Origin of the sequence: Mesorhizobium sp. M0909, assembly GCF_040319515.1 — a bacterium.
Classification (GTDB): Bacteria; Pseudomonadota; Alphaproteobacteria; order Rhizobiales; family Rhizobiaceae; genus Mesorhizobium.
Window position 1 is genome coordinate 14,254 of sequence record NZ_JAMYOA010000001.1, and the last position, 22,862, is coordinate 37,115.

Consider the following 22,862-nt stretch of genomic DNA (forward strand, 5'->3'; position numbering starts at 1 on the left):
CAGCCTTCCAATGCCGCCCAAGCCAAGTCCGAGACCAAAGATCCTGATCGTGCTGCATCAGGAGCATTCGAGCCCCGGACGGGTCGGCCATATACTTATCGAGGAAGGCTTCGACCTCGACATCCGCCGACCGCCGCTCGGCGAGGCCTTGCCGCAGACGCTGGATGGCCATGCCGGCGCCGTGGTGTTTGGCGGCCCGATGAGCGCCAATGACGGCGACGAGTTCGTCCGCCGCGAGACCGACTGGCTTAAAATTCCGCTCAACGAGAACCGGCCGCTGCTTGGCATCTGCCTCGGCGCGCAAATGCTGGTCAAGCATCTTGGCGGCAGGGTCGAGGGCCACGGCGAGGGCCTCGTCGAAATCGGCTGGTATCCGCTTAAGGCGACCGAAGCGGGCAGCAGGCTGATGCATTGGCCGGAGATGGTCTATCAATTCCATCGCGAGGGCTTTTCGCTGCCGAAGGACGCGACGCTTTTGGCGACGGCCGAAACCTATCCCAACCAGGCCTTCCGCTATGGCGACAATGCCTGGGGCATCCAGTTCCATGGCGAATTGACCCGGGCAATGATGCAGCGCTGGGTGGTGCGCGGCGCGCACCGCTTCGAATTGCCCGGCGCGCAGCCCGGCCGCGACCATCTCGGCGGCCGGCTGATCTGGGACATGCACCTCAAGCGCTGGCTCGGCGAGTTCCTGCCGATGATTTTCGGCAAGCCGGCGCTGCGGTAATCAGTTTCGCCCCCTGAGATGACGCACCTTGCGCAACTGCGGGAACAGCACCGCCCATAGGCCGGCAACAGCGATCGCCCCGACACCGCCGACCACCACGGCCGGAACCGTGCCGATCAGCGCGGCCATGGTGCCGGCGCGGAATTCGCCGAGCTCATTCGAGGCGCCGACAAACACCTGGTTGACGGCGTTGACGCGGCCGCGAACGTCGTCCGGCGTCCACAGCTGGATCAGCGTCTCGCGGATATAGACGCTGAACATGTCGGTGGCGCCGAGCAAGGCGAGAGCAGCGATCGACAGCCAGGTGATGGTCGAGAGGCCGAACAGGACGGTGAACGCGCCGAACAGCGCAACGAAGCCAAGCATGACAAGGCCGGCATGGTTGCGGATCGGGTGTCCGGCCAGCCAGATGGCGACGCAGATGGCACCGACGCCGGGCGCCGAGCGCAACAGGCCGAGCCCCCACGGGCCGAGTTCAAGGATATCGCGCGCGTAGACCGGCAGCAGCGCCGAGGCGCCGGACAGGAGCACCGCGAACAGGTCGAGCGATATCGCACCGAGCACGATCTTTTCGCTCCAGATGTAGCCGAAGCCGGCGAACAGGGTCTGTACCGTCGGCCTGTCGGTCCGGCTGCGCTGGGCAGGCTTCGGGATGGTGAAGATCAGCACGGCGGCAATGAGCATCAGCACGGCCGCTGTGGTGTAGGCAGCTTCGGCCGAAAGCCCGTAGAGCAGGCCGCCGGCGACCGGCCCGACGATGGTTGCCGTCTGCCAGGCGGACGAGTTCCAGGCGATGGCGTTGGCGAAATCCTCAGGCGGCACCAGATTGGCGAACAGCGATGACGAGGCCGGCCCGAAGAAGGCGCGCGCAATGCCGAACATGGCGAGCACGATGAAGACCGGCATCGGCCCGGAGAGGCCGCGCAGCGTCAGCAGCAGGAGGGCCAAGGCGCAGCCCGCCTCGACCAGCACCGCCAGCGCCATGATCAGCCGGCGCCCGAAACGGTCGGCAACGTCGCCGGTGACCAGCACCAGCAGCAGCGAAGGCAGGAACTGGACGATGCCGACAAGGCCGAGGTCGAACGGGTCGCGGGTCAGATCGTAGATCTGCCAGCCGACGGCCACCGACACGATCTGGGTGGAGAATGTCGAGAGGAAGCGCGCCGCCCAATAGCTCAGGAACGGCCGGTGGCGAAAGGCGGCATAGCGCTGGTCGGATGGTACTTTGGATTCTGTGGTCATGGAATAAGGCCCCGTGGCGGCGATATCGGCCGGCGGGGCACTTCCACGATGGGCGCTGATCCGACCAAGAGAGCCTTTAGCGCAGTTCGGCCGGAGGCGCGCGCAAAAATCCGGCCTGGATCAAGGAATTTCGGGCTACCATGCTAATTGCATATGGCAAACGCGCTCGGCGGAGGTGGAGAGGTTATTTGGCGCACAGGTCGAGTTCCTTCGCGCCCCCCTCTGTCCTGCCGGACATCTCCCCCTCAAGGGGGGAGATTGGACGTCCCGACGGCTTTCGCCAATCTCCAGCGTCAAAGGCGATTCGTGCGTTTAAAGAGACGACTGGCGAGGTAGCCAATCTCCCCACTAGAGGGGAGATGTCCGGCAGGACAGAGGGGGGCGCTGTCCCTCTGGTACCAAAAAATTCCGCACCTTCGCCACGCGGAGAAAGTCGCAGCATGGATACCAAGGTTTCCACGAAATCGCTTCGCTCGGGATAACGAAGCGCGCTCCCACGCCTGCCCACGTGGTATCGCTGAAGGATCAAACCTGCTCTCGCCTTGGTATCAAACCGTCGCCTTGGCCTTCCTGCCCCTGCTCTTGACAGGCGCGGGCGGGGCGGCTTTGCGGCCGAGGCCGATCGCCTTGGCCAGCTGCGAACGCGAGGCCGCGTAGTTGGGAGCGACCATCGGGTAGTCCGACGGCAGGCCCCATTTGGCGCGGTAGGCGTCTGGCGTCAGCCCGAAATGAACGCCGATATGGCGCTTCAAGGATTTGAACTTCTTGCCGTCCTCGAGACAGATGATGTAGTCCGGCGTCACCGATTTCTTGGGATTGACGGCAGGCGTCAGCGGCGCGGCGACCGGCACTGCCGGTTGCCCCAGCCCACCTATGGAAGCGCTGACGCTGGCGATGAGATCGCCGAGGCCGGAAGCCGGCAAGCGGTTCTTCTCGACATATGCGGAGACGATATGGGCGGTCAGCTCGAGCAGGTCGATGTCTTTGCGAGCGTTGTTGTTGTCGTCGGTCAATCTATCTCTCCGTCCGTGGGGGTCGCAGAAATTCCTAGTCGGCAAATCTGCGCAATGCAATGACGCCGCACCACGTCACACATTATTTTGAATAATAATACTAACGGCAGCGCGGGATTAACAACCCTGAGCCGGTGCTCGATAATATCAGACAATCAGCAATATCAGATAATCAGGGATTTGTCGCGCCACAGTCGAAATCCGCCTTCGAAGGCGCGTGTGTTGTCGCCGCGTCTGCAATCGGCGGGCAAGTCGGTGAGTTCATCGACATTGCCGCCGCCGATGACCACGTAATCCGGCTGCATGGCGGTGCGAAGCCGGTCGACGACGTCGAAGACGTATTTGCGCCATTTCTTCTTGCCGCGCTTTTGCAGCCCGCGTTCGCCGACATAGTCTTCGAAACTGCCGCGCTTCTTGTAGGGAAGATGGGCAAGCTCCATCGGCTGGGCGACGTTGTCGACGATCATCGCGGCCCCCAAGCCGGTGCCGAGGCCAAGGAACAGCATGCGGCCGCCTTCATAACTGCCGACGGCCTGCATCAGCGCATCGTTGACGACCTTCACCGGCTTGCCGAACTCAGCGGCGAAATCGCAGCCGACCCAGCCCTTGCCGAGATTGGCCGGTTCGGTCAAAGGCCGGTTGTGGTGCACGGGACCCGGATAGCCCATCGAGACGACATCGTAGTGCAGCCCTTCGGCGAGCGTCTTCACCGCAGCGACCATCTGCTGCGGCGTCAGCTCCGGTCCGGAAGCGGTCTTGCGCTCCTCTGCGCCGGCGCTGGTGCGGATCTTGACGTGCGAGCCGCCGATGTCGATCGCAAGCACGATCTGTTCAGCGTCGGGTGCCGGTCGCTTCACCGCTTTGGCCATCGCTTTCGCCTCCCACAAATCATTTCGCTGGATTGATCCAGCCGTTCGGCGGCCCGAATCCAGCCATGGCTTCGGCCGGCCCCCAGGTCTTTGGCGCGTAGACAGGCGGCGGCGTGGTGTCGCCGAGCACCGGGCCGACGATGCGCCAGGCGAGCTCGCTGGCGTCCTGGCGGGTGAACAGCTGGCCGTTGCCGTTCATGGCGTCGCCGATCAACCGCTCGTAAGGCGGCATGTCGCCCTTCGAATCGTCGAGCGCGGTGAGCTCGACCTGCTCACCGACCATGTCGTCGCCGGGTGCCTTGCGCCGGGCTCCGATCGAGATCGCCACTTGCGGATCGATGCGGAAGCGCACGTGATTGCATTCGCCGGGTTTGATCGGATCGAAGACGTCGAGCGGCGGCCGCTTCAGCCGCACGATGACCTCGGTGGCGTGCACCGGCAGGGATTTGCCGGCGCGGATGAAGAACGGCACATCCTGCCAGCGCCAGGTATCGACGAAAAAGCGCACCGCCGCGAAGGTCTCGACCGGCGAGTTCGGCGCGACGCCCGGCTCGTTGAGATAGCCGTCGAACTGGCCGCGCACGACATCGTCCCTGGTCAGCGTCCGGATCGCCCGCAGCACCTGGACCTTCTCGTCGATGAGATCGTCGGCCGAACGGCCGACCGGCGGCTCCATGGCGAGCAGCAAGAGGATATTGAGCAGATGGTTTTCGATGACGTCGCGGATGCAGCCGACCTCGTCGTAGAAGCGGCCGCGCCCCTCGACACCGAAATCCTCGGCCATGGTGATCTGCACGCTCTCGACGTAATTGCGGTTCCAGATCGGCTCGAGGAAGGAATTGGCGAAGCGGAAATAGAGCAGGTTCTGGATCGCCTCCTTGCCGAGATAATGGTCGATGCGGAAGATCGACTTCTCGTCGAAGACCAGATGCAGCACCCGGTTCAGCCAGCGCGCCGATTGCAGATCGTGGCCGAACGGCTTTTCCACCATCAGGCGCGCGCCCTGGGCGGCGCCCGACTGCTCCAGCCCCTGGACGACGACCTCGAACATGGCTGGCGGCACCGCCAGATAGTGCAGCGGCCGCTCAGCGCTGCCCAGCGCGGTCTTCAGCTTCTCGAAGGTCGCACTCGCCCGATAGTCGCCGCTGACATAGCGAAGCAGCGAGGCAAGCCTGGCGAAGATCTTCTCGTCGATGCTGCCGATGGCATTGACGATACCGTCGCGGGCGCGCGCTTGCAGCTTGGCGAGGTCCCAGGGATCGAAGGCGACGCCGATCACCGGCTCGTTCAGCGTTCCCTTGGCCACCATGGCGTAGAGGGCGGGAAAGATCTTCTTGTGGGCGAGATCGCCGGTGGCGCCGAAAAGCACCAGCGTGTCGGACCGTTCCTGGCTCATGGGCGTGCCTCCCTGTCGCCCGTCACGAGCCGGCCTTCGGTTTTTCGACATGACCGCCAAAGGCATAACGCATGGCGGACAGAAGCTTGTCGGCAAATTCGGACTCGCCTTGCGAGGAGAACCTGTCGAACAGCGCCGACGACAGCACCGGCGCCGGTACGCCGGTGTCGATCGCCGCCTTCAGCGTCCAGCGGCCTTCGCCGGAATCCGATACCCGTCCGCCGAACTGCGTCAGCGCCGAATCGGCCTTCAACACGCCTGCCGTCAGGTCGAGCAGCCACGAGCCGATGACGCTGCCATGCCGCCACACCTCGGCCACTTCGGCGATGTCGATGTCGAACTGGTAATATTGCGGGTTTTCCAGCGGGCTGGTTTCCGCGTCGGCGGTGCGCTGCCGTTTGCCGGCATTCGCCGACTTCAGGATGTTCATGCCCTCGGCATAGGCGGCCATGACACCATATTCGATGCCGTTATGGACCATCTTGACGAAATGGCCGGCGCCGCTCGGCCCGCAATGCAGATAGCCGAAGGGAGCGGTTCCGGCGTCCTTGCCAGGGGCGGGCGAAGCGGCGTCGGCGCCGGGCGCCAGCGTGGCGAAGATCGGATCGAGATGCTGGACCGCGCTGTCAGGGCCGCCGATCATCAGGCAGTAGCCGCGCTCGAGGCCCCAGACGCCGCCGCTGGTGCCGACATCGACATAGCTCAAGCCTTTCAAGGCCAGGCGCGCGGCGTGGTCGACGGCCTCATGATAATAGGAGTTGCCGCCGTCGATGATGATGTCGCCGGGCTCCATCAGGGCGGCCACCTGGTCGACGATCCGGCCGGTGATCGCCGCCGGCAGCATCAGCCAGGCGCTGCGCGGCTTCGTCAGCTTGCCGACGAAGTCCTCCATCGAGGCGGCTCCGACCGCGCCGGCGGTCACAAGCGCCGCGACGCTCGCCGGGTTGATGTCGTAGACGACGCATTCGTGGCCATCGCGCAGCAGGCGCCGAACCATGTTGGCGCCCATCCTGCCCAGTCCCATCATTCCTATCTGCATGGTCTCGTCCTGCCTTACTTGAGGGATCGATGATCTAGTGGCTGTGACGCATCGTCGATACCAACGGAAAAGTCGACATTCTCCCAACGGCTGGCATCGGACCAGAAGAATGTGAAGACAATGCTATTGCCCGGAGCGGCGTCGGCAACCGGCAACTCCGCGAGATGGATGCCGAAAAGGTTCGCGGCGGTCCCGGTGTCATGGACGGTAGCCCAATTGTCGCTGCTCCAATGAACCACCGCCCGGGCCAGAACTTCGATGCGCAGCGCCTTGCCTGCCGGGATGGTACGGATCTTGTGGTTGAAGCGCCATGCCCTGAGGCGCGACACCGTTCTACCCTCGATATAGCGCTTGACGCCTTGTGGCGGCATGTCGAACACGGCGCCGTCGCGGAGCGAACGCAGCAGCTTGATGTGCTCGGAATGCGCCCAAACCAGCGGCTTGGCGCTGCCGGAGGGGCCGCCATGCCGCAATTCGCGCTCCGGCATGTCTGGACCATCCCAGACCTGCTCCGGCAGCAGGCCGCCCGGCCCGGCGGAGCCCTCAAACGTCGCGAGCAGGCTTGCCGCTTTGTCCTTGCGTCCCGCCGCCAGTTCGTAATGCGGCGCGCTCGCCGACCAGCAGCGGCCAGGGCCGGCCCTGGCCGGTTCCATCGAAGGGCGCGCCGTCCGCATGCTCACCGTAGCCGTCGCCGTTGTAGCGGTACCAGAGCGGCCCCTGCGGCAGCTCGCAACGCAATTGCGCGTCGATCACCTTGACCGTGTCGAGGATGCGCGGATCGTCGGCCGCCCTGAGGCCGAAACGGACCAGCGCCAGCGCGTCGGGGCTGACGATCGCCTTGGCCGGCCGGTCCGTATCGGCCGGCGCGCGGTTCTTGATCGGGACGTAGCCGTCTTTCGGCGATGCCGCGCCGGCGGTGTCGGGCGGCGCAATGCGGACATAGTAGCCCTCGACGCCGGCTTCATCGCCCGAGGAGCTACCGGCGACGTAGGTCCAGCGCTCGATCTGATCGTTCCAGACATCGGCGGTTTCGCGCAGATAGTTTGCCGGCTCTGTTTTGCCGGCGGCATCGAACATGTCCGCAGCCGCAAGCAATGCGGCGATCTCGACGGCAAGCGTGAACGGGCTGTAGCCGGCGTCCTCTTCCCAGCGGTCTTCGCCGGTGACGGGGCCGTTGCGCACGACGTAGGAGGCCGCGCGCTCGATCATCGGCATGAAGGAGGAGAGTACCGCAGGCGGCAAATGCCTGGCGCGGCGCAGCGCGTCGGCGAGCAGCAGCGGGAAGGCGCATTCGTCCATCTGGATGCCCGGCCAATAGGCCGAACCGTTGAGCCAGGCGTTCTGCGGCCAATGCCCGTCCGGCTGCTGGATCGAGCGCAGATAGCCAAGGATGCGCAAGGCTTCCGCCGGGTCGCCGGCGGCGAGGAAACCGCCGGCGGTTTCGACCAGATCGCGCGGCCAGACCAGGTGATAGCCGCCCAGATCGTCGTCGCCCTTGTTGAAGCCCCACGGGATCGACAGGCTGGCGACGGCTGCTCCGGTCGACGAGCGGTGTGCCGCCAGCACCGCAGTGCTGATGCGGTAGGGATTGAGGCCGAACGCCGCTTGCCGGTCCAGCGGCAGCAAACCGGCCTGCCATTGGCGCCATTTTTGACCATAGGATCTGACCGCGGGCTCAAAACCTTGCCTCAGGCTGGCAAAAGCGGTTTCCGCCGCCTGTTGCGGTGTCGTGCCGAAGCCGAGCGCCAGCAATATTTTTGGATTCGCGGCCGAAAAGCCGATCTCGCCGGTCAGCGCGACATTGCCATCCTCGGCCCTGCGGCAGGCCGGATCGAGCCGGCCGCCTTGACGAAGCTGCTGCCAGCCGTCGGAGGCGCCGACATAGCCGGCCGAGCACGCCTTCCACGGCAGCGACGAGGCGAGCGCCAGGCAGACGCCGCGTCCCGATGCAAACAGGACAGGCTGTCCTTCATGGCCGTCGATCCAGGCGGTGTTGCCCATGCCGGCGTTGACGAGGTGCGGCGCCAGCAGCGCGTAGACGCGGTAGTCGGCGGCCGCGCCTTTGAGCCGCGTGAAAATGATCTCTTGCAGCACGACGGGACGTTCCGGATCCGTAATGATCCGCTTTTGGATCCGATAGCTTCCATCGGCCGCGGTGTTGACCAGCCAATAGGCAGGCACCCCGTCCTCGAGCGGTTCGATGCTGTGCTCGGCGTCTCGCTTTTCTTCCGAGAAATAGCCGTCGGGTCCGGTGACGATCAGCCCCAGATCGCGGGTGCAGGCGCTGTCGAGGCGGGGATAGTAGATCTCGTTGAGAATGCCGTGACTGATGGTGAACCAGATCGGGCAGGCCGGCGAGAGCGCAGTGCCGACGCCGCTCTTGGCGCTCGAGGTCCAGCGCGCCGGAATGCCGGGTGCACCCGGGGCAAGGTTCGCTGCCATTCAAATCTCCAGTGCCATCCCTAGACCAGGAGCCGAACCGTTTTCAATGATTGCACCGCAAGTTGATCGCCGGCCATGGATTGCTGTTGACAGCTTGTCGCCCATCTGCATTTGTCTGATAATAGATAAAAAACAGCGTTGTGAGCGTATCAGCCATTAGCCACCAGCCAGCCATTAGCCACCAGTAAGACAGCAACTCACGGGAGGAGTATGACATGAAGAAAATATTCGTTTTGGGCGCCCTTGCGGCAATGCTCGCCTCGGGCACCGCGCTTGCCGACACCAGCGGCAAGAAAATCGCCTTCTCCAACAATTACGCCGGCAATTCCTGGCGGCAGGCGATGCTGGACAGCTACGCCATCGTCACCAAGAAGGCGGTTGCCGACAAGGTGGTCGGCGCCGCGGACGTCTTCACGACGGCCGACAAGGAAGTGCCGACGCAAGCAGCCCAAGTGCAGAACCTGATCCTGCAGGGCTATGACGCGATCGTCATCAACGCGGCGTCTCCGGATGCGCTCAACGGCGCCATCAAGCAGGCCTGCGACGCCGGCATCGTCGTCGTCTCCTTCGACGGCATCGTCACCGAACCCTGCGCCTACCGCGTCGTCGTCGACTTCAAGGACATGGGCAAGCAGGAAGTCGAACAGATGGCCAAGTTCCAGCCCAAGGGCGGCAATCTCCTGGAAATCCGCGGTCTCGCCGGCACCTCGATCGACGACGCCATCCACGCCGGCATCCTCGAGGGTGTCGCTGCCCATCCCGAGTTCAAGATCGTCGGCTCGGTGACCGGCGACTGGGACCAGACAACGGCACAGAAAGCGGTCGCAACGATCCTGCCGTCGCTGCCGGATGTTGTCGGGGTGGTCGACCAGGGCGGTGACGGCTACGGCGCGGCGCAGGCTTTCGCCGCCGCCGGCAAGCCGCGCCCGACCATCATCATGGGCAATCGCCAGGATGAATTGCAGTGGTGGAAGGAGCAGAAGGAAAAGGACGGTTACCAGACCTGGTCGGCATCGATCGCACCGGGCGTATCGACGCTTGCGTTCTGGGTGGCGCAGCAGGTGCTCGACGGCCGCACCGACGTGCCGCACGATCTGCTGGTTCCCTATCTTGCCTTCACACAGGATGATTTCGAGGCCGCGCTGCCGAAGATTCCGAAGGGCGGCGTCGCCAGCCACGAATACACGCAGGAAGACGCCATCGCGGCGATCAAGGCCAACATCAAGTGAGCATGGCACTATTGTTGCCGCCACGGATAACCGGGTATCGTTGAGGGATGCCCGAGGCCAATGCAGACATCATCATGCCGGACGGCGCCGAAAAGCTTTTCGGCGCCGTCAGTTTGGACATCATAAGACTGGACGGTGCCGAAAAACATTTCGGCGCCGTCAGGGCGCTCGCCGGTGTCGATTTCAGCGTTCGTGCTGGAGAGTGCGTCGGTCTCGTCGGCCATAACGGCGCCGGAAAATCGACGCTCATGCATATGGTGGCGGGCACGCTTGCCCCCGACAGCGGGCAGATCGCGGTCCGCGGCGGTGTCGAGGCAAGTTATTCGGTGCCGCGCGCACAGCAGCTCGGCATCCGTTGTGTTTTCCAGGAACTATCGCTCTGCCCGAACCTCAGCGTCGCCGAGAACACGCGGATCAACCACGCGTCGCTTAATGGCTTCGGCTGGCGGCGCAAGGCGGCCGATCTGATCGCCGCCAAGCTGGACGAGATATTCCCCGGCCACAGCATCTCGGCATCCGACATCGTCGGTGATCTTTCCATCACCAGCCGGCAAATGGTGGAGGTGGCGCGCGCCTTCACGGTCACGCAGGAGCCGCTCGAACTGGTCATCCTCGACGAGCCGACGTCCTCGCTCGATGCGCATACCGCCGGCCAGCTGCTGGCGTTCGTGCGCCGCTTCGTAGCCGCCGGCAAGAGCTGCATCCTGATCTCGCATGTGCTCGGCGAAGTGCTCGGAAATGCCGACCGCATCATCGTGATGCGCGACGGCAAGGTCGTCGCCGCCGGGCAGGCCGATCAATTCGACCGCGACAGGCTGGTGACGGCGATGGGCGGAGCTGCGGCACGCGAGAAGGCCGCCGCAGAGATTGCGAGCGGCAAGCCGGAGCCCGGTCCGCTGCGGGTCCGGGCGCGGCCGGCGCGACAGCAGGACGGCAACGAGCTCGTCGCCCGTGCCGGTGAGATCATCGGGCTTGCCGGACTTGCCGGGCATGGGCAGACCGATCTTTTGCTGGCGATCTTTGCTGCGGCTTCCCGCGCCAGGACCGGCATCGAGGTCACCGCCCCGGTGGCGCTGGTTGCCGGCGACCGCCAGTCGGACGGGATTTTTCCGCAATGGTCGATCGCCGAGAACATCGGCATCCGTTCGCTGGCGCGATTGCGCAACGGCCTCTTGATCTCGCCGCAGCGGGAAGCCGAGCTCGCCGAGCTGTGGCAGCGGAAAATCGGCATCCGTACGCCCGACATGAACAACAACATCTTCTCGCTGTCCGGCGGCAACCAGCAGAAGGCGCTGTTCGCGCGGGCGCTCGGCTCCGACGCCAAGATCGTGCTGATGGACGATCCGATGCGCGGCGTCGACATCGGAACCAAGCTCGAAGTCTACGACCTGGTGCGCGAAGAGGCTCGCCATGGCCGCACTTTCCTCTGGTACACCACCGAAACCGAAGAGCTTGACAATTGCGACCATATCTATGTGTTCAAGAACGGCCGCATTGTCGCCAACCTTCGTCGCGACGAACTGACGGAGGAAAAAATCATCCAGTCGTCGTTCGGCGAGGCGGCCTGAGATGACAGCGGCATCCGTCGAGAATGGGCTAAGATCTTCGGCTCGCGCCACGAGGCGGGCGCGTACGCTGCGCAGCCTGCTGCCGGCACTGTCGCTGGCGCTGGTGCTCATCGCCATCGCCTGGCTCAACCCGCGCGCCATCAGCTATTTCGGCTTCAGCCTGATGCTCAATCTGGCGATCCCGATCGCACTGGCGACGATCGCGCAGATGTTCGTCATCGCCGGCAACGAGCTCGATCTGTCGATCGGCACCTTTGTCGGCTTCGTCGGCTGTGTGACGGCGACGTGGCTGAAGGACGCGCCGCTGCTCGGCGTCGTCATCCTGCTCGGGTCGATCGGCGTCTACGCGCTGCTCGGCGCGCTGATCCACCTGCGCAACCTGCCCTCTATCGTGGTGACGCTCGGCATGAGTTTCGTCTGGCAGGGTATGGCCATCCTCATCCTGCCCAAGCCCGGCGGCAAGGCGCCGGACTGGCTGCTGGCGCTGATGGCCTTCAAGCCACCCTTCATTCCGTTCCCGATCATCGCGGCATTGCTGATCGCGGCCGTCGTCCACTTTGGCCTGATGCGCACCTCCTATGGCGTCATCCTGCGTGGATCGGGCGGCAATTCAGCCGCACTCAAGCGCGCCGGCTGGTCGCTGCTGCGCACCAAGATCGCGCTGTTTGCGCTGACCGGCCTGTTCGGCGTTCTGTCCGGCATGGCGCTGATCGGCATCACCACCTCGGCCGATGCCAATATCGGCAATGGCTACACACTGCTTTCGATCGCCGGCGTCATCCTCGGCGGCGGCGAGTTCGTCGGCGGCCGGGTGTCGCCGATCGGCGCCGTCATCGGCGCGCTGACGCTGGCGCTGGCCGCATCGCCGCTCTTGACCTTCATGCACATTCCGCCCGACTGGCAGGTCGCCGCCAATGGCGCTATCCTGATCATCGTGCTGGCAGCGCGGGTGCTGATCAGCCGCAGGGAGAGGTGAGCATGGCTTCGCCGCGGACACTGCTCGCCAGACCCTGGATCTGGTCATTCTTCGGGGCGCTGCTGGTGTGGCTGGCGACCATCGCCTTCACCGGCGGCTATGGCGGCGGCGGCATGATCACGGCGGCGCTGTCGCTCGCCGTCTTCACCGTCATTGTCGGCGTCGGGCAGATGTTCGTCATCACGCTCGGGCCGGGCAATGTCGACCTGTCGCTGCCGGCCAATATCGGCCTTGCCAGCGCCGTCGCCATGAAAGTCATGGACGGCAATGATGCGATGATCGCGGTCGGGCTGCTGGCCGCGCTTGCCTGCGGCATGGCGATCGGCGCCGTCAACTACCTTCTGATATGGGCGCTGCGCATTCCACCGATCATCGCGACGCTGTCGGCCAGCTTCGTCATCCAGTCGGTCGATATCAGCTACGGGCGAGGCCTGCAGATCAAACCGCCACCGGGCTTTGCCGACTTCACCAACTGGCAGGTGTTCGGCATCCCGGTGCTGGCGATCCTCACCGTGCTGTTCACCATCGGCGCCGGCATCGTTTTGCAGCGCATGATCTACGGACGCTCGGTGCTGGCGATCGGCCAGAACATTCGCGCCGCCTGGCTGGCCGGCGTCAATGTCGGCCGCACCCGCTTCCTCACCTACACGCTGTCGGGCGCGCTCGGCGGCCTCGACGGTGCGTTGCTCGCCGGCTATTTCCGCGGCGCCAATGTCGATATCGGCAATGAGTATCTGCTGGCCTCGATCGCGGTCGTCGTCATCGGCGGCACGTCGGTAGCTGGCGGCAAGGCCAATGTGCCGGGGGTCTGGGGCGCGGCGCTGTTTCTCGTGCTGCTGTTGACCATGCTCAACACATTCGGCGTCAGCGTCGGCGTCCGCCTGGTGCTGACAGGGCTGATCATCGTCGGCGTCATCACCGCCGCCGGTGGGCAGAAGGCGCTGCGCTAAGGCAAGGCACCCGGCGGCGAGGGGATAACGATCCGGCCCGCAAAACACGTGGTTCCCATCCGCATGCCAGCGCTGTAAATCCCGTCGCGCTATTGGCCAACATCGTTGTATGAGGTTTGCGTGTCCGATTTCGTCAGCACCACAAGGCATGGCAAAGTCGCGGTGGTGATCATCGACAATCCGCCGGTCAACGCGCTGAGCTTCCATGTGCGCGAGCCGTTGATGCGGGCGCTCGTTTCCCTGCGGGACGAGCCGTCGGTCGGAGCAATCGTGATCGCCTGCGCCGGGCGGACCTTCGTCGCCGGCGCCGATATCACCGAATTCGGCAGACCGGCGCAGCAGCCGGAATTGCGCGCTATTGTCGCCGTGCTGGAAACTATCACCAAGCCGACGGTCGCAGCCATTCACGGCACTGCGCTCGGCGGCGGCCTGGAACTGGCGCTCGGCTGCCATTTCCGTGTTGCCGACCTAACGGCAAGGCTCGGCCTGCCGGAAGTCAAGCTTGGCCTGCTGCCGGGCGGCGGCGGCACGGTTCGCCTGCCGCGCCTGGTTGGTCCGCTAAAGGCACTCAGCATGATCGTTTCGGGAACGCCGATCGGTGCTGCCGAGGCGCTCGCCGACGGCCTGGTGGATGCCGTCTTCGATGGCGACCTGATCGCGAAAGCGGTGAGTTTCGCCAGCGAAACGGCCGCGAAAGGCGGTCCGTTCACGCCCGTGCGCGACCGCAATGATCGCCTCGACCAAGCCGACTTGCCGGCTTTCGACAAGCAGGCGGCAGCGTTTTCCAAAAAAGCACGCGGCCTCGAGGCGCCGATCGCCTGTGCGCAGTCGGTCCGCAACGCCCTGACGCTGCCCTTCGACGAAGCGCTGGCGGCGGAGCGCGACCTGTTCCTCAAGCTTGTCGCCGGGGACCAGTCACGCGCGCAGCGGCATCTGTTCTTCGCTGAACGTGAGGCGGCAAAGATTGCCGGCAAGGATGTCGTCAGGCGCAAGATCGCCCGGGTCGGCGTCATCGGCGCCGGCACCATGGGCGGCGGCATCGCCATGGCCTTCGCCAATGGCGGTCTTCCCGTGACCTTGCTGGAGACGACGCAGGAAGCATTGCAACGCGGACTGACGACGATCGACAAAAATTATGCCGTTTCCGTTATCCGCGGATCGCTGAGCGAAGACGCCAAGCGCGAGCGGCTGGATTTGTTCAGGGGCAGCACCGACTATGCCGACCTCGCCGATTGCGACCTGATCGTCGAGGCCGTGTTCGAGGAGATGGCGGTCAAGAAGGATGTCTTCGGCAGGCTCGATGCGGTGGCCAAACCGGGCGCGATCCTCGCCACCAACACCTCCTATCTCGACGTCGACGAGATCGCCGGTTCGACGTCGCGGCCGCAAGATCTTCTCGGCATGCATTTCTTTTCGCCGGCTAACGTCATGAAGCTTTTGGAAATCGTCCGCGCCGACAAGACTTCGCCCGACGTGCTGGCGACCATCGTCGATCTGGCACGGCGGATCGGCAAGGTGCCGGTCGTTGTCGGCGTCTGCCACGGCTTCGTCGGCAACCGCATGCTGGCGGCGCGCGGTGCGGAACTGGAGACGCTTCTGCTGGAAGGCGCCATGCCGCGCCAGGTTGACCAGGTGTTCACCGATTTCGGCTGGCCGATGGGGCCGTTCGAGATGAGCGATCTCGCGGGCCTCGACATAGGCTGGCGCAACCGCAAGGCGCGTGGCCAGACGGCCGTGATCGCCGATGCGTTGTGCGAACAGGGACATTTCGGCCAAAAGACCGGCAGCGGCTTCTATCGTTATGAGAACGGTTCGCGCACGCCGCTGCCCGATCCCGAGGTTGAGACGCTGATCCGCAACAAGGCTGCCGAACGCGGCATTGCACCGCGGCCAATCGGCGCCGAGGAGATCATCGAGCGGACGCTCTATCCGATGATCAACGAGGGCGCCAGAATCCTCGAGGAAAAGATTGCCGCCCGCGCCTCCGATATCGATGTCGTCTGGGTCAACGGCTACGGCTTCCCGGTCGGCAAGGGCGGTCCGATGTTCTGGGCAAGCCTCGAAGGCGTGGACGAGATCATCCGGCGGCTGGATCACTGGCACCAGCGGACCGGCAAGGACGTCTTTCGGGTGGCGCCCCGGCTCAGACAGATGGCCGAAACCGGTTCCTGGAACGGCGGCTAGTATCAACGCCGGCCACGCGCTGGTGATCGACGGCGGTGAAGGCATCGGCTGATCCGCCGCTCCCGGCGGGCGGCAGCTGTAATTGTCTTTGGCCTAACGGCCGGCGGCAAGATGTGCTTTCGTCTCAAGGAGAATGCGGCCAACATGGCTGGGCCGGGAGCAGAAATCATCAGCGCAAACGGGAAGGCTGCATAATGGCCGAGGCCTATATCTGCGACTACATCCGCACGCCGATCGGACGCTTCGGCGGTTCGCTGTCGGCGGTGCGTGCCGACGATCTCGGCGCGATACCTCTGAGGGCGCTGGTCGAGCGTAATTCGGGCATCGACTGGGCCGCCATCGACGATGTCGTCTATGGCTGCGCCAACCAGGCCGGCGAGGACAATCGTAATGTGGCGCGGATGTCCCTGCTGCTGGCCGGCCTGCCCAAGGAGGTTTCCGGCTCGACCGTCAATCGCCTCTGCGGTTCGGGCATGGATGCGGTGATGATTGCTGCCCGCGCCATCAAAGCCGGCGAGGCGGAGCTGATAGTATCAGGCGGCGTCGAATCGATGAGCCGTGCTCCGTTTGTCATGCCGAAGGCGGAGACCGCCTTTTCGCGCAATGCCGAGATTTACGACACCACGATCGGCTGGCGCTTCATCAATCCGCTGATGAAGAAGCAATACGGCGTCGATTCGATGCCGGAGACCGGCGAGAACGTGGCGGAAGAGTTCGCTGTCTCCCGCGCAGACCAGGATGCGTTTGCCGTGCGCAGCCAGGACAAGGCCGTAGCCGCGCAAGCCAATGGTCGGCTGGCGAAGGAAATTACGCCGGTGACGATCGCGCAGCGCAAGGGCGATCCGGTCGTTGTCGACAGAGATGAGCATCCGCGCGGGGGCACGTCGATCGAAGCGTTGGCCAAGTTGCCGACGCCGTTCCGGCAAGGCGGCACGGTTACCGCCGGCAATGCGTCGGGCGTTAACGATGGTGCCGCAGCGCTGATCGTCGCCTCGGAAACCGCCGTGAAAAGATACGGGTTGACGCCGATCGCCCGTATTCTCGGCGGTGCCACCGCCGGCGTGGCGCCGCGCATCATGGGCATTGGCCCGGTGCCGGCCACGCAAAAGCTATGCGCCCGGCTCGGCCTGAAGCCGCGACAATTCGATGTCATCGAACTCAACGAGGCCTTCGCCTCGCAAGGCATCGCGGTGCTGCGCCAACTCGGCATTGCCGAGGATGCGGAGCACGTCAACCCGAATGGCGGCGCCATCGCGCTCGGCCATCCGCTTGGCATGTCCGGCGCGCGCATCACGGGCACGGCTGCGCTGGAGCTGCGCGAACGCGGCGGCCGCTACGGCCTCGCGACCATGTGCATCGGGGTCGGCCAGGGGATCGCGGTGGCGCTCGAGAGATTGTGAGCAAGCAGCTCCGGTCGTTCTAAAGCTGCGATTACACGAACGTTTACAGCAGTTCCGCCCGGCCAAATTTGACCATGTGGACAAAAGCCGGGTACCGTTCCATAGTTCCTCCGCCGATATTCCAGAGAAGAGAGCCGGCTCGACACGGCGCCAATCAGAGGGGCATGCAATGCACAACGGGAAGAGCAGAATCCAATCGAAACGCGAAGGGCTTTCGCGACGCAACGTGCTGGAGCTGGGCGCGCTCGGCCTGGCGGCGGCGATGCTGCCGGACAGCGCCTTCGCCAAGACCAAGAAGCTGAAAGTGGCGGCGATCTTCGCCACGCCGATCGAGGAGCCGTGGGACAACCAGATCCATGTCGCCCTGCAGAAGGCCGAGAAGGAACTCGGCATCGAATACAAATGGTCGGAGAAGGTGCAGACCGCCGATTTCAGCCGTGTCATGCGCGAATATGCGCAGGGCGGCTATGAGCTGGTGCTGGGCGATGCCTTCGCCGCCGAGCGCGAATCGCGCAGGACCGCCAAGCAATTCCCGAAGACCGCCTTCCTGTTCGGCTCCGGCGCAGGGCCGGCCGAGCCGAATTTCGGGGTTTTCGACAACTGGATCCACGAGCCGGCCTATCTGTCCGGCATGATTGCGGGAAAAATGTCGAAATCGGGCACGATTGGCGCCGTCGCGGCGATGGGCATTCCGGAAGTGAACCGGCTGGTCAACGCCTTCTTTGCCGGTGCCAAGGAGGTCAATCCCAACATCAAGAAGAAGGTCGCCTTCATCGGCTCGTTCTTCGATCCGCCGAAGGCAAAGGAAGCTGCTGTCGCCCAGATCGACGCCGGCGTCGACGTCATCTATGCCGAGCGCTTTGGCGTCATCGAAGCGGCGGTCGAGAAAAAGATCCTCGCTATCTCCAACATGTCGGACCAATCGAGCCTCGGCCCCGACACGGTGATCACCGGGCCGGTCTGGGACATGTATCCGACGGTCGAGCAGGCAATCAAGCTGGTCAAGGCCGGCGTCTTTACGGCGCAGGATTACGGTGATTTCTCGCGCATGGCCAAGGGCGGCTCCTACCTCGCGCCCTATCACAAGTTCGACAAGACGCTGCCGGCCGAGGTCAAGGACTTGGTCGAAAAGAAGAAGGCCGAAATCCTCGACGGCAATTTCCGTGTCGATGTCGATGAGAATACGCCGGTCTCGGACTGAGCGGCGCATCCCTCCCCTCGAGGGGAGGGTGGCCCGCAGGGCCGGGTGGGGTTCTCGGCGACGCGCTCCATCTTTTTCGGTCTAAACGTCGAGGCGGTTGAGACGACCCCTCCCGCCTCGCTTCGCTCGGCACCCTCCCCTCAAGGGGGAGGGATATCGGCGTCAACGCCACCAGGATCCCGCCTTGTCAACGCCTGCCCCTCTCATCGAAATGCGCGGCATCTCCAAGAGCTTTGGCGCCGTCAAGGCGAACGAAGCCGTCGATCTCAGCGTCGCGCCGGGTGAAATCCTCGGGCTGCTTGGCGAAAACGGTGCCGGCAAGACGACGCTGATGAATGTGCTGTTCGGTGCCTATGCGCCCGATGCCGGCGAGATCCTGGTGCAGGGCCGGCCGCTGGCGATCAACAGCTCGGCCGATGCGCTGGCCGCTGGCATCGGCATGGTGCACCAGCATTTTCATCTCGCGCCGCGGCTTTCGGTGCTGGAGAACCTCTTGATCGGCATTCCCGGCAGATCGGGCCGGATCGACCGCGCCGGCGGGCTGGCGCGGCTCGCCGAGATCGGCCGCCAGCACGGGCTGACGCTCGACCCGGACCTCCCCGTCTCGGCGCTGTCGGTCGGCGAGCAACAGCGGCTCGAAATCGTCAAGGCGCTGTTTCGCGGCGCAAGGCTGCTGATCCTCGACGAGCCGACGGCGGTGCTGGCGCCGACAGAGGTCGACGGACTGTTTTCGGCGCTTCGCTCGATGGCGGCACAAGGGCTCGGCATCATCTTCATTTCGCACAAGCTCAACGAGGTGCGGGCGCTGACGCATCGCTGCGTCGTGCTCAGGCATGGGCGCGTTGCCGGTCGCGTCGATGCGCCGGCCAGCACGACGTCTTCGGAGATGGCGCGGCTGATGTGCGGCCACGAGATCGTGCCTCCGGCCAGAGGACCGTCGATGCCCGGTGCGGCCGTGCTCACCCTCGACGGTATCTCGACATCGCATCATTCCGGCATGGCGCTGCGCGATGTTTCGCTGTCGGTTCGTGGCGGCGAGATCCTTGGCATCGCCGGCGTCTCCGGCAATGGCCAGCGCGTGCTTGCCGAGGTCATCTCCGGCGTGCGTGCGCCTGATGCCGGGAAGATGACCATAGCCGACAAAGCGGTTTCGCGGTTCTCGCCGAGCACAGTCCAGGCGCTCGGCCTCGGCCGCATCCCGGAAGACCGCATGACGACAGGGCTGGTCACCAATCTGCCGCTTGCCGATTCCATGGTGCTGCCGCGCATCGGCACGGCGGCGTTCAGCCGCAACGGCCTGCTCAAGCCGGATGCGATCCGCGCCTTCGCCGAGGCGCAGATCAAGGCCTACGACATACGCTGCCCCGGCCCGATGACGCGCGCCGGGGCGCTTTCCGGCGGCAATCTGCAAAAGGCGCTTCTGGCGCGCGAACTCGCCTTTGATCCGAAGGTGCTGATCGTTTCGCAGCCGACTCGCGGCCTCGACATCGGCGCCGCGCGCTTCATCCACGAAAAATTCCTCGACATGCGCGCCAAGGGCTGCGGCATCATCGTCATTGGCGAGGACCTGGAAGAGTTGCTGATGCTCTCGGATCGTATCGCGGTGATGTATGAGGGCCGCATCGTCGGCACGCTCGACAGTGCCGACGCCAGCGTCGCCAGACTCGGGTTGATGATGACCGGAGCGGAGGCGTGATGTTCCGTCTCGAGGCCCGCACCTCAACGCCCGCCTGGTTCAATCTGGCTCTGCCGCTGCTCGCCATCGGGGCGACGCTGATCTTGTGCAGCGGCCTCATCGCACTGGCTGGCGCCGGCGTCGTCGAGGCTTATAGCGTGATGTTTTCGGCGTCGCTGGGTGACAGCTACGCCGTCACCGAAACGCTGGTGCGTGCCACCCCGATGATCTTCACAGGGCTTGCTGTGGCGGTCGCCTTCCGCGCCAAATTCTGGAACATCGGCGCCGAAGGGCAATTGCTCGCCGGTGCGGTGGCGAGCTGTGCCGTCGGCGCCGTCCCGATGCCGGGGCCGCTCGCCATGCTGCTGATGGCGCTGGCGGGTGGGGCCGCCGGCGCTGCCGTCGCGCTGATCCCCGCGACGCTACGGGTGAAATTCAGGGTCGATGACGTGGTCAGCTCGCTGCTGCTCAATTCGGTCATTTTCTACGCACTGATGGCGCTGATCGAGGGGCCATGGAAGGACAGTTTCAGCGGCTACCCGATCTCGCCGCCGATCGAGGATTCAGCGAATTTCCCGGTACTCATCGAAGGCACGCGGCTGCATCTCGGCGTCGTCGCGGCGCTGGTCGCGGCACCCCTGATCTGGTTCGTGGTCGCGCGTACAACGCTCGGCTTTCGCATCAGGGTCACCGGCGAGAACCCGGAAGCCGCGCGCTATGGCGGCATCAATTTCGAGCGGGTGCTGATTTCGACGGCGCTGCTGTCCGGCGCATTGGCCGGCCTTGCAGGCGTCGGCGAGGTCGGCGGCGTGCATTTCCAGGTGATGAGCGACATCTCGCCGGGCTATGGCTATTCCGGCATCGTCGTCGCCATGCTGGCGAGGCTCAATCCGCTCGGCGTGGTGCCGGCGGCGCTCTTCCTCGCCGCCGTCATGACCGGTGCCGAGGCGATGTCGCGGGCCACGGGCGTGCCGGCTTTTCTCAGCGACGTCATCCAGGGAACCGCGCTGCTCGCGATGCTGGTGGCGCTGCTGTTCACCGCCTACCGCATCCGCCGCGTCGGGACAGCCAAATGAACGTGGTGCTCGAGCAGATCTTTCAGGTCGGCTTCCTGGCCGCGATCATCCGCATCGCCACGCCTTTGGCTTTTGCGACGCTGGGCGAGATGTTCTCCGAGCGGGCCGGTGTGCTCAATCTCGGCATCGAAGGTATCATGCTGCTGTCGGCGATGACCGGCTTCACCGCGACCAGCCTCAGCGGCAGCCTGTGGCTCGGCGTGCTTGCGGCAGTTGCCACTGGTGCGCTGATGGGTGCGCTGCACGCGCTGTTCACGGTGGCGCTCGGTCTCAGCCAGCATGTCTGCGGCATCGGCGTCACGCTGTTCTGCTCAGGGCTCGCCTACTTCCTCTACCGGCTGATCTTCGGCCAGCAATCGGTGCCGCCGAGCATCAAGAGTTTCGAAACACTGCCGATTCCTGTTCTCTCCGAAATCCCGGTGCTCGGGCCGGCGGTGTTCAACCAGTTTTCGCTGGTCTACATGGCGATCCTTGCGGTTCCCTTGGCCGCCTTCGTGCTCTACCGGACACCGTGGGGCCTGTCAGTGCGCATGGTCGGCGAAAATCCGCGCGCCGCCGATTCGGCCGGCGTCGGCGTCATTGCGACACGCTTCCAGGCGGTGATTCTCGGCGGCGCCTTGATGGGGCTGGCCGGCGCCTTCCTGTCGATGGTGCAGTTCAACGCCTTCACCTTCGGCCTCGTTTCGGGGCGTGGCTGGGTGGCGATCGCGCTCGTCGTCTTCGGCCGCTGGGATCCCTGGCGCTCGGCAGGGGCGGCCCTGCTGTTTGCCTTCGTCGATGCCTTGCAATTGCGCATGCAGGCGAGCGGGCTCGGCCATATTCCCTATGAGGCGTTCCTGATGCTGCCTTTCATCTTCACCATCGTCGCCATGGCGGTGATGTCGCGCAATGCGGTGGCGCCCTCGGCGCTGCTCAAGCCGTTCCGGCGCGAAGAGCGGTAACGGTGCTCCGCCTTTCACATCGCCGTGAAGCCGTTGTCGACGAACAGATGCGCGCCGTTGACGAAGCTGGCCTCGTCGCTGGCCAGGAACAGGGCTGCCTTCGCCACCTCTTCCGGCTCGCCGATCCGCCCCTGCTGCGCCGCCATTGCCGCGTCTGAGACATCGACGCCGAGTTTGTCGAGATCGGCGACCTCGCGCAGGCCATGCGGCGTCCTGATGAAGCCGGGGCAGACCGCATTGCAGCGGATGTTGCGGTCGCGGAACTCGACGGCGATGGCACGCGCGAACATATGGCAGGCGCCCTTGGTGGTATCGTAGAGCACCTCCATCGGCGTCGCCGCCACCGCCGAGATCGACGAGGTGCAGACGATGGAACCGCCGCCGGCGGCGATCATGCCGGGTAGCACGGCGCGCGTCATCAGGAACATCGAGCGCACATTGACGGCATGCAGCCATTCCCATTCCTGCAGCGTGGTCTCCAGGAAGGGTTTTATGACGATGGTGCCGGCGTGATTGAACAGAACCGTGACCCGGCCGAATTTTTCCATCACGCCCCTCACCGCCGCTTCGACCTGCGCCTCGTCCGAGACGTCGGCGACCCAGTGCTCGGCGACATGGCCGCGTTGCCTGATTGCTGCTGCGGTGGCAGCCGCCGCTTCGCCGTTGCGGTCGATGATCGCCACCTTGGCGCCCTCGGCCGCGAAAAGCTCCGAGGCCGCACCGCCCATGCCCGTCGCGCCGCCCGAAATGATGGCGACCTTGCCGGCCAGTCTTGTGCTCATGGTTTGCTCCCTGCTGCCTTGCCGTGACGTCGCGGCTTTCCACTGAGGCAGCGATGCTATCCCTCATCCAATGGCTGGCCAAGGAGCCACGGACACGTGGACCTGCCATTTTCCGCCGTCACCCCGCCTGCCTCAAAAGGCAGCGCGCTAAG

Annotated in this window: 17 protein-coding genes and 1 pseudogene; 11 read left to right on the plus strand and 7 right to left on the minus strand. The window is 64.8% G+C overall.

Annotation, left to right across the window (positions count from 1 at the left end; translation table 11 throughout):
• The first annotated feature begins 10 nt into the window (after window positions 1-10).
• Window positions 11-727 carry a glutamine amidotransferase gene (locus tag NKH83_RS00090; RefSeq protein ID WP_352801473.1) on the plus strand — a complete coding sequence of 239 codons (717 nt, stop codon included), beginning with the start codon at window positions 11-13 and terminating at the stop codon, window positions 725-727.
• On the opposite strand, the gene NKH83_RS00095 is transcribed toward NKH83_RS00090, so the two are convergent.
• The 6 genes and pseudogenes from NKH83_RS00095 to NKH83_RS00120 all read right to left on the minus strand — a co-directional run bounded on the left by NKH83_RS00095 (window position 728) and on the right by NKH83_RS00120 (window position 8,728).
• Window positions 728-1,969, minus strand: coding sequence for an MFS transporter (locus NKH83_RS00095; RefSeq protein ID WP_352801475.1), 1,242 nt, complete (start codon window positions 1,967-1,969; stop codon window positions 728-730).
• A gap of 548 nt (window positions 1,970-2,517) precedes the next feature.
• On the minus strand, window positions 2,518-2,982 hold the full coding sequence (locus NKH83_RS00100) for a Ros/MucR family transcriptional regulator (RefSeq protein WP_254817789.1): 465 nt from the start codon (window positions 2,980-2,982) through the stop codon (window positions 2,518-2,520).
• Window positions 2,983-3,146: 164 nt separating this feature from the next.
• Window positions 3,147-3,851 carry an ROK family protein gene (locus NKH83_RS00105; RefSeq protein ID WP_352509110.1) on the minus strand — a complete coding sequence of 235 codons (705 nt, stop codon included), beginning with the start codon at window positions 3,849-3,851 and terminating at the stop codon, window positions 3,147-3,149.
• A gap of 19 nt (window positions 3,852-3,870) precedes the next feature.
• Complete coding sequence (gene zwf, locus NKH83_RS00110; RefSeq protein WP_352801476.1) at window positions 3,871-5,247, minus strand: glucose-6-phosphate dehydrogenase; 1,377 nt, start codon at window positions 5,245-5,247, stop codon at window positions 3,871-3,873.
• Between the two features lie 22 nt (window positions 5,248-5,269).
• Entirely contained in the window at window positions 5,270-6,286 is a 1,017-nt protein-coding gene (gene gnd, locus NKH83_RS00115) for a phosphogluconate dehydrogenase (NAD(+)-dependent, decarboxylating) (RefSeq protein ID WP_352649406.1), read from the minus strand.
• Between the two features lie 14 nt (window positions 6,287-6,300).
• Window positions 6,301-8,728, minus strand: a pseudogene (locus tag NKH83_RS00120) (glucan 1,4-alpha-glucosidase).
• 215 nt (window positions 8,729-8,943) lie between these two features.
• On the opposite strand from NKH83_RS00120, the gene NKH83_RS00125 reads away from it, so the two are divergent.
• From NKH83_RS00125 to NKH83_RS00170, 10 genes are all read left to right on the plus strand, one after another.
• Window positions 8,944-9,957: an ABC transporter substrate-binding protein gene (locus NKH83_RS00125; RefSeq protein WP_254817784.1), complete on the plus strand. Its 1,014-nt coding sequence runs from the start codon at window positions 8,944-8,946 to the stop codon at window positions 9,955-9,957.
• A gap of 74 nt (window positions 9,958-10,031) precedes the next feature.
• Entirely contained in the window at window positions 10,032-11,525 is a 1,494-nt protein-coding gene (locus NKH83_RS00130; RefSeq protein ID WP_352801964.1) for a sugar ABC transporter ATP-binding protein, read from the plus strand.
• Window position 11,526: 1 nt separating this feature from the next.
• Window positions 11,527-12,501, plus strand: coding sequence for an ABC transporter permease (locus NKH83_RS00135; protein WP_352801478.1), 975 nt, complete (start codon window positions 11,527-11,529; stop codon window positions 12,499-12,501).
• A gap of 2 nt (window positions 12,502-12,503) precedes the next feature.
• On the plus strand, window positions 12,504-13,451 hold the full coding sequence (locus tag NKH83_RS00140) for an ABC transporter permease (protein WP_352801480.1): 948 nt from the start codon (window positions 12,504-12,506) through the stop codon (window positions 13,449-13,451).
• 120 nt (window positions 13,452-13,571) lie between these two features.
• Window positions 13,572-15,635 carry a 3-hydroxyacyl-CoA dehydrogenase NAD-binding domain-containing protein gene (locus NKH83_RS00145; protein WP_352801482.1) on the plus strand — a complete coding sequence of 688 codons (2,064 nt, stop codon included), beginning with the start codon at window positions 13,572-13,574 and terminating at the stop codon, window positions 15,633-15,635.
• Between the two features lie 194 nt (window positions 15,636-15,829).
• A complete protein-coding gene (gene pcaF / locus NKH83_RS00150; protein ID WP_352801484.1) occupies window positions 15,830-17,035 on the plus strand; it encodes a 3-oxoadipyl-CoA thiolase in 1,206 nt (401 codons plus the stop codon).
• Between the two features lie 169 nt (window positions 17,036-17,204).
• Complete coding sequence (locus tag NKH83_RS00155) at window positions 17,205-18,236, plus strand: BMP family protein (protein ID WP_352801486.1); 1,032 nt, start codon at window positions 17,205-17,207, stop codon at window positions 18,234-18,236.
• 211 nt (window positions 18,237-18,447) lie between these two features.
• Window positions 18,448-19,932, plus strand: a complete 1,485-nt coding sequence (locus NKH83_RS00160; RefSeq protein ID WP_502895518.1) for an ABC transporter ATP-binding protein — start codon at window positions 18,448-18,450, stop codon at window positions 19,930-19,932.
• Complete coding sequence (locus tag NKH83_RS00165; protein WP_352801488.1) at window positions 19,932-20,987, plus strand: ABC transporter permease; 1,056 nt, start codon at window positions 19,932-19,934, stop codon at window positions 20,985-20,987. The genes NKH83_RS00160 and NKH83_RS00165 overlap by 1 nt, the downstream gene beginning before the upstream one ends.
• Entirely contained in the window at window positions 20,984-21,928 is a 945-nt protein-coding gene (locus NKH83_RS00170) for an ABC transporter permease (protein ID WP_352801490.1), read from the plus strand. The genes NKH83_RS00165 and NKH83_RS00170 overlap by 4 nt, the downstream gene beginning before the upstream one ends.
• A gap of 14 nt (window positions 21,929-21,942) precedes the next feature.
• On the opposite strand, the gene NKH83_RS00175 is transcribed toward NKH83_RS00170, so the two are convergent.
• Entirely contained in the window at window positions 21,943-22,710 is a 768-nt protein-coding gene (locus NKH83_RS00175; RefSeq protein WP_352801492.1) for an SDR family NAD(P)-dependent oxidoreductase, read from the minus strand.
• Window positions 22,711-22,862 lie beyond the last annotated feature (152 nt).

Excerpts from the sequence above, each read along its gene's own strand:
- NKH83_RS00090 (WP_352801473.1), top strand. The coding sequence starts at position 11 with ATGCCGCCCAAGCCAAGTCCGAGACCAAAGATCCTGATCGTGCTGCAT.
- NKH83_RS00095 (WP_352801475.1), bottom strand. The coding sequence starts at position 1,969 with ATGACCACAGAATCCAAAGTACCATCCGACCAGCGCTATGCCGCCTTT.
- NKH83_RS00105 (WP_352509110.1), bottom strand. The coding sequence starts at position 3,851 with ATGGCCAAAGCGGTGAAGCGACCGGCACCCGACGCTGAACAGATCGTG.
- zwf (WP_352801476.1), bottom strand. The coding sequence starts at position 5,247 with ATGAGCCAGGAACGGTCCGACACGCTGGTGCTTTTCGGCGCCACCGGC.
- gnd (WP_352649406.1), bottom strand. The coding sequence starts at position 6,286 with ATGCAGATAGGAATGATGGGACTGGGCAGGATGGGCGCCAACATGGTT.
- NKH83_RS00125 (WP_254817784.1), top strand. The coding sequence starts at position 8,944 with ATGAAGAAAATATTCGTTTTGGGCGCCCTTGCGGCAATGCTCGCCTCG.
- NKH83_RS00130 (WP_352801964.1), top strand. The coding sequence starts at position 10,032 with ATGCCGGACGGCGCCGAAAAGCTTTTCGGCGCCGTCAGTTTGGACATC.
- NKH83_RS00135 (WP_352801478.1), top strand. The coding sequence starts at position 11,527 with ATGACAGCGGCATCCGTCGAGAATGGGCTAAGATCTTCGGCTCGCGCC.
- NKH83_RS00140 (WP_352801480.1), top strand. The coding sequence starts at position 12,504 with ATGGCTTCGCCGCGGACACTGCTCGCCAGACCCTGGATCTGGTCATTC.
- pcaF (WP_352801484.1), top strand. The coding sequence starts at position 15,830 with ATGGCCGAGGCCTATATCTGCGACTACATCCGCACGCCGATCGGACGC.
- NKH83_RS00155 (WP_352801486.1), top strand. The coding sequence starts at position 17,205 with ATGCACAACGGGAAGAGCAGAATCCAATCGAAACGCGAAGGGCTTTCG.
- NKH83_RS00160 (WP_502895518.1), top strand. The coding sequence starts at position 18,448 with ATGCGCGGCATCTCCAAGAGCTTTGGCGCCGTCAAGGCGAACGAAGCC.
- NKH83_RS00165 (WP_352801488.1), top strand. The coding sequence starts at position 19,932 with ATGTTCCGTCTCGAGGCCCGCACCTCAACGCCCGCCTGGTTCAATCTG.
- NKH83_RS00170 (WP_352801490.1), top strand. The coding sequence starts at position 20,984 with ATGAACGTGGTGCTCGAGCAGATCTTTCAGGTCGGCTTCCTGGCCGCG.
- NKH83_RS00175 (WP_352801492.1), bottom strand. The coding sequence starts at position 22,710 with ATGAGCACAAGACTGGCCGGCAAGGTCGCCATCATTTCGGGCGGCGCG.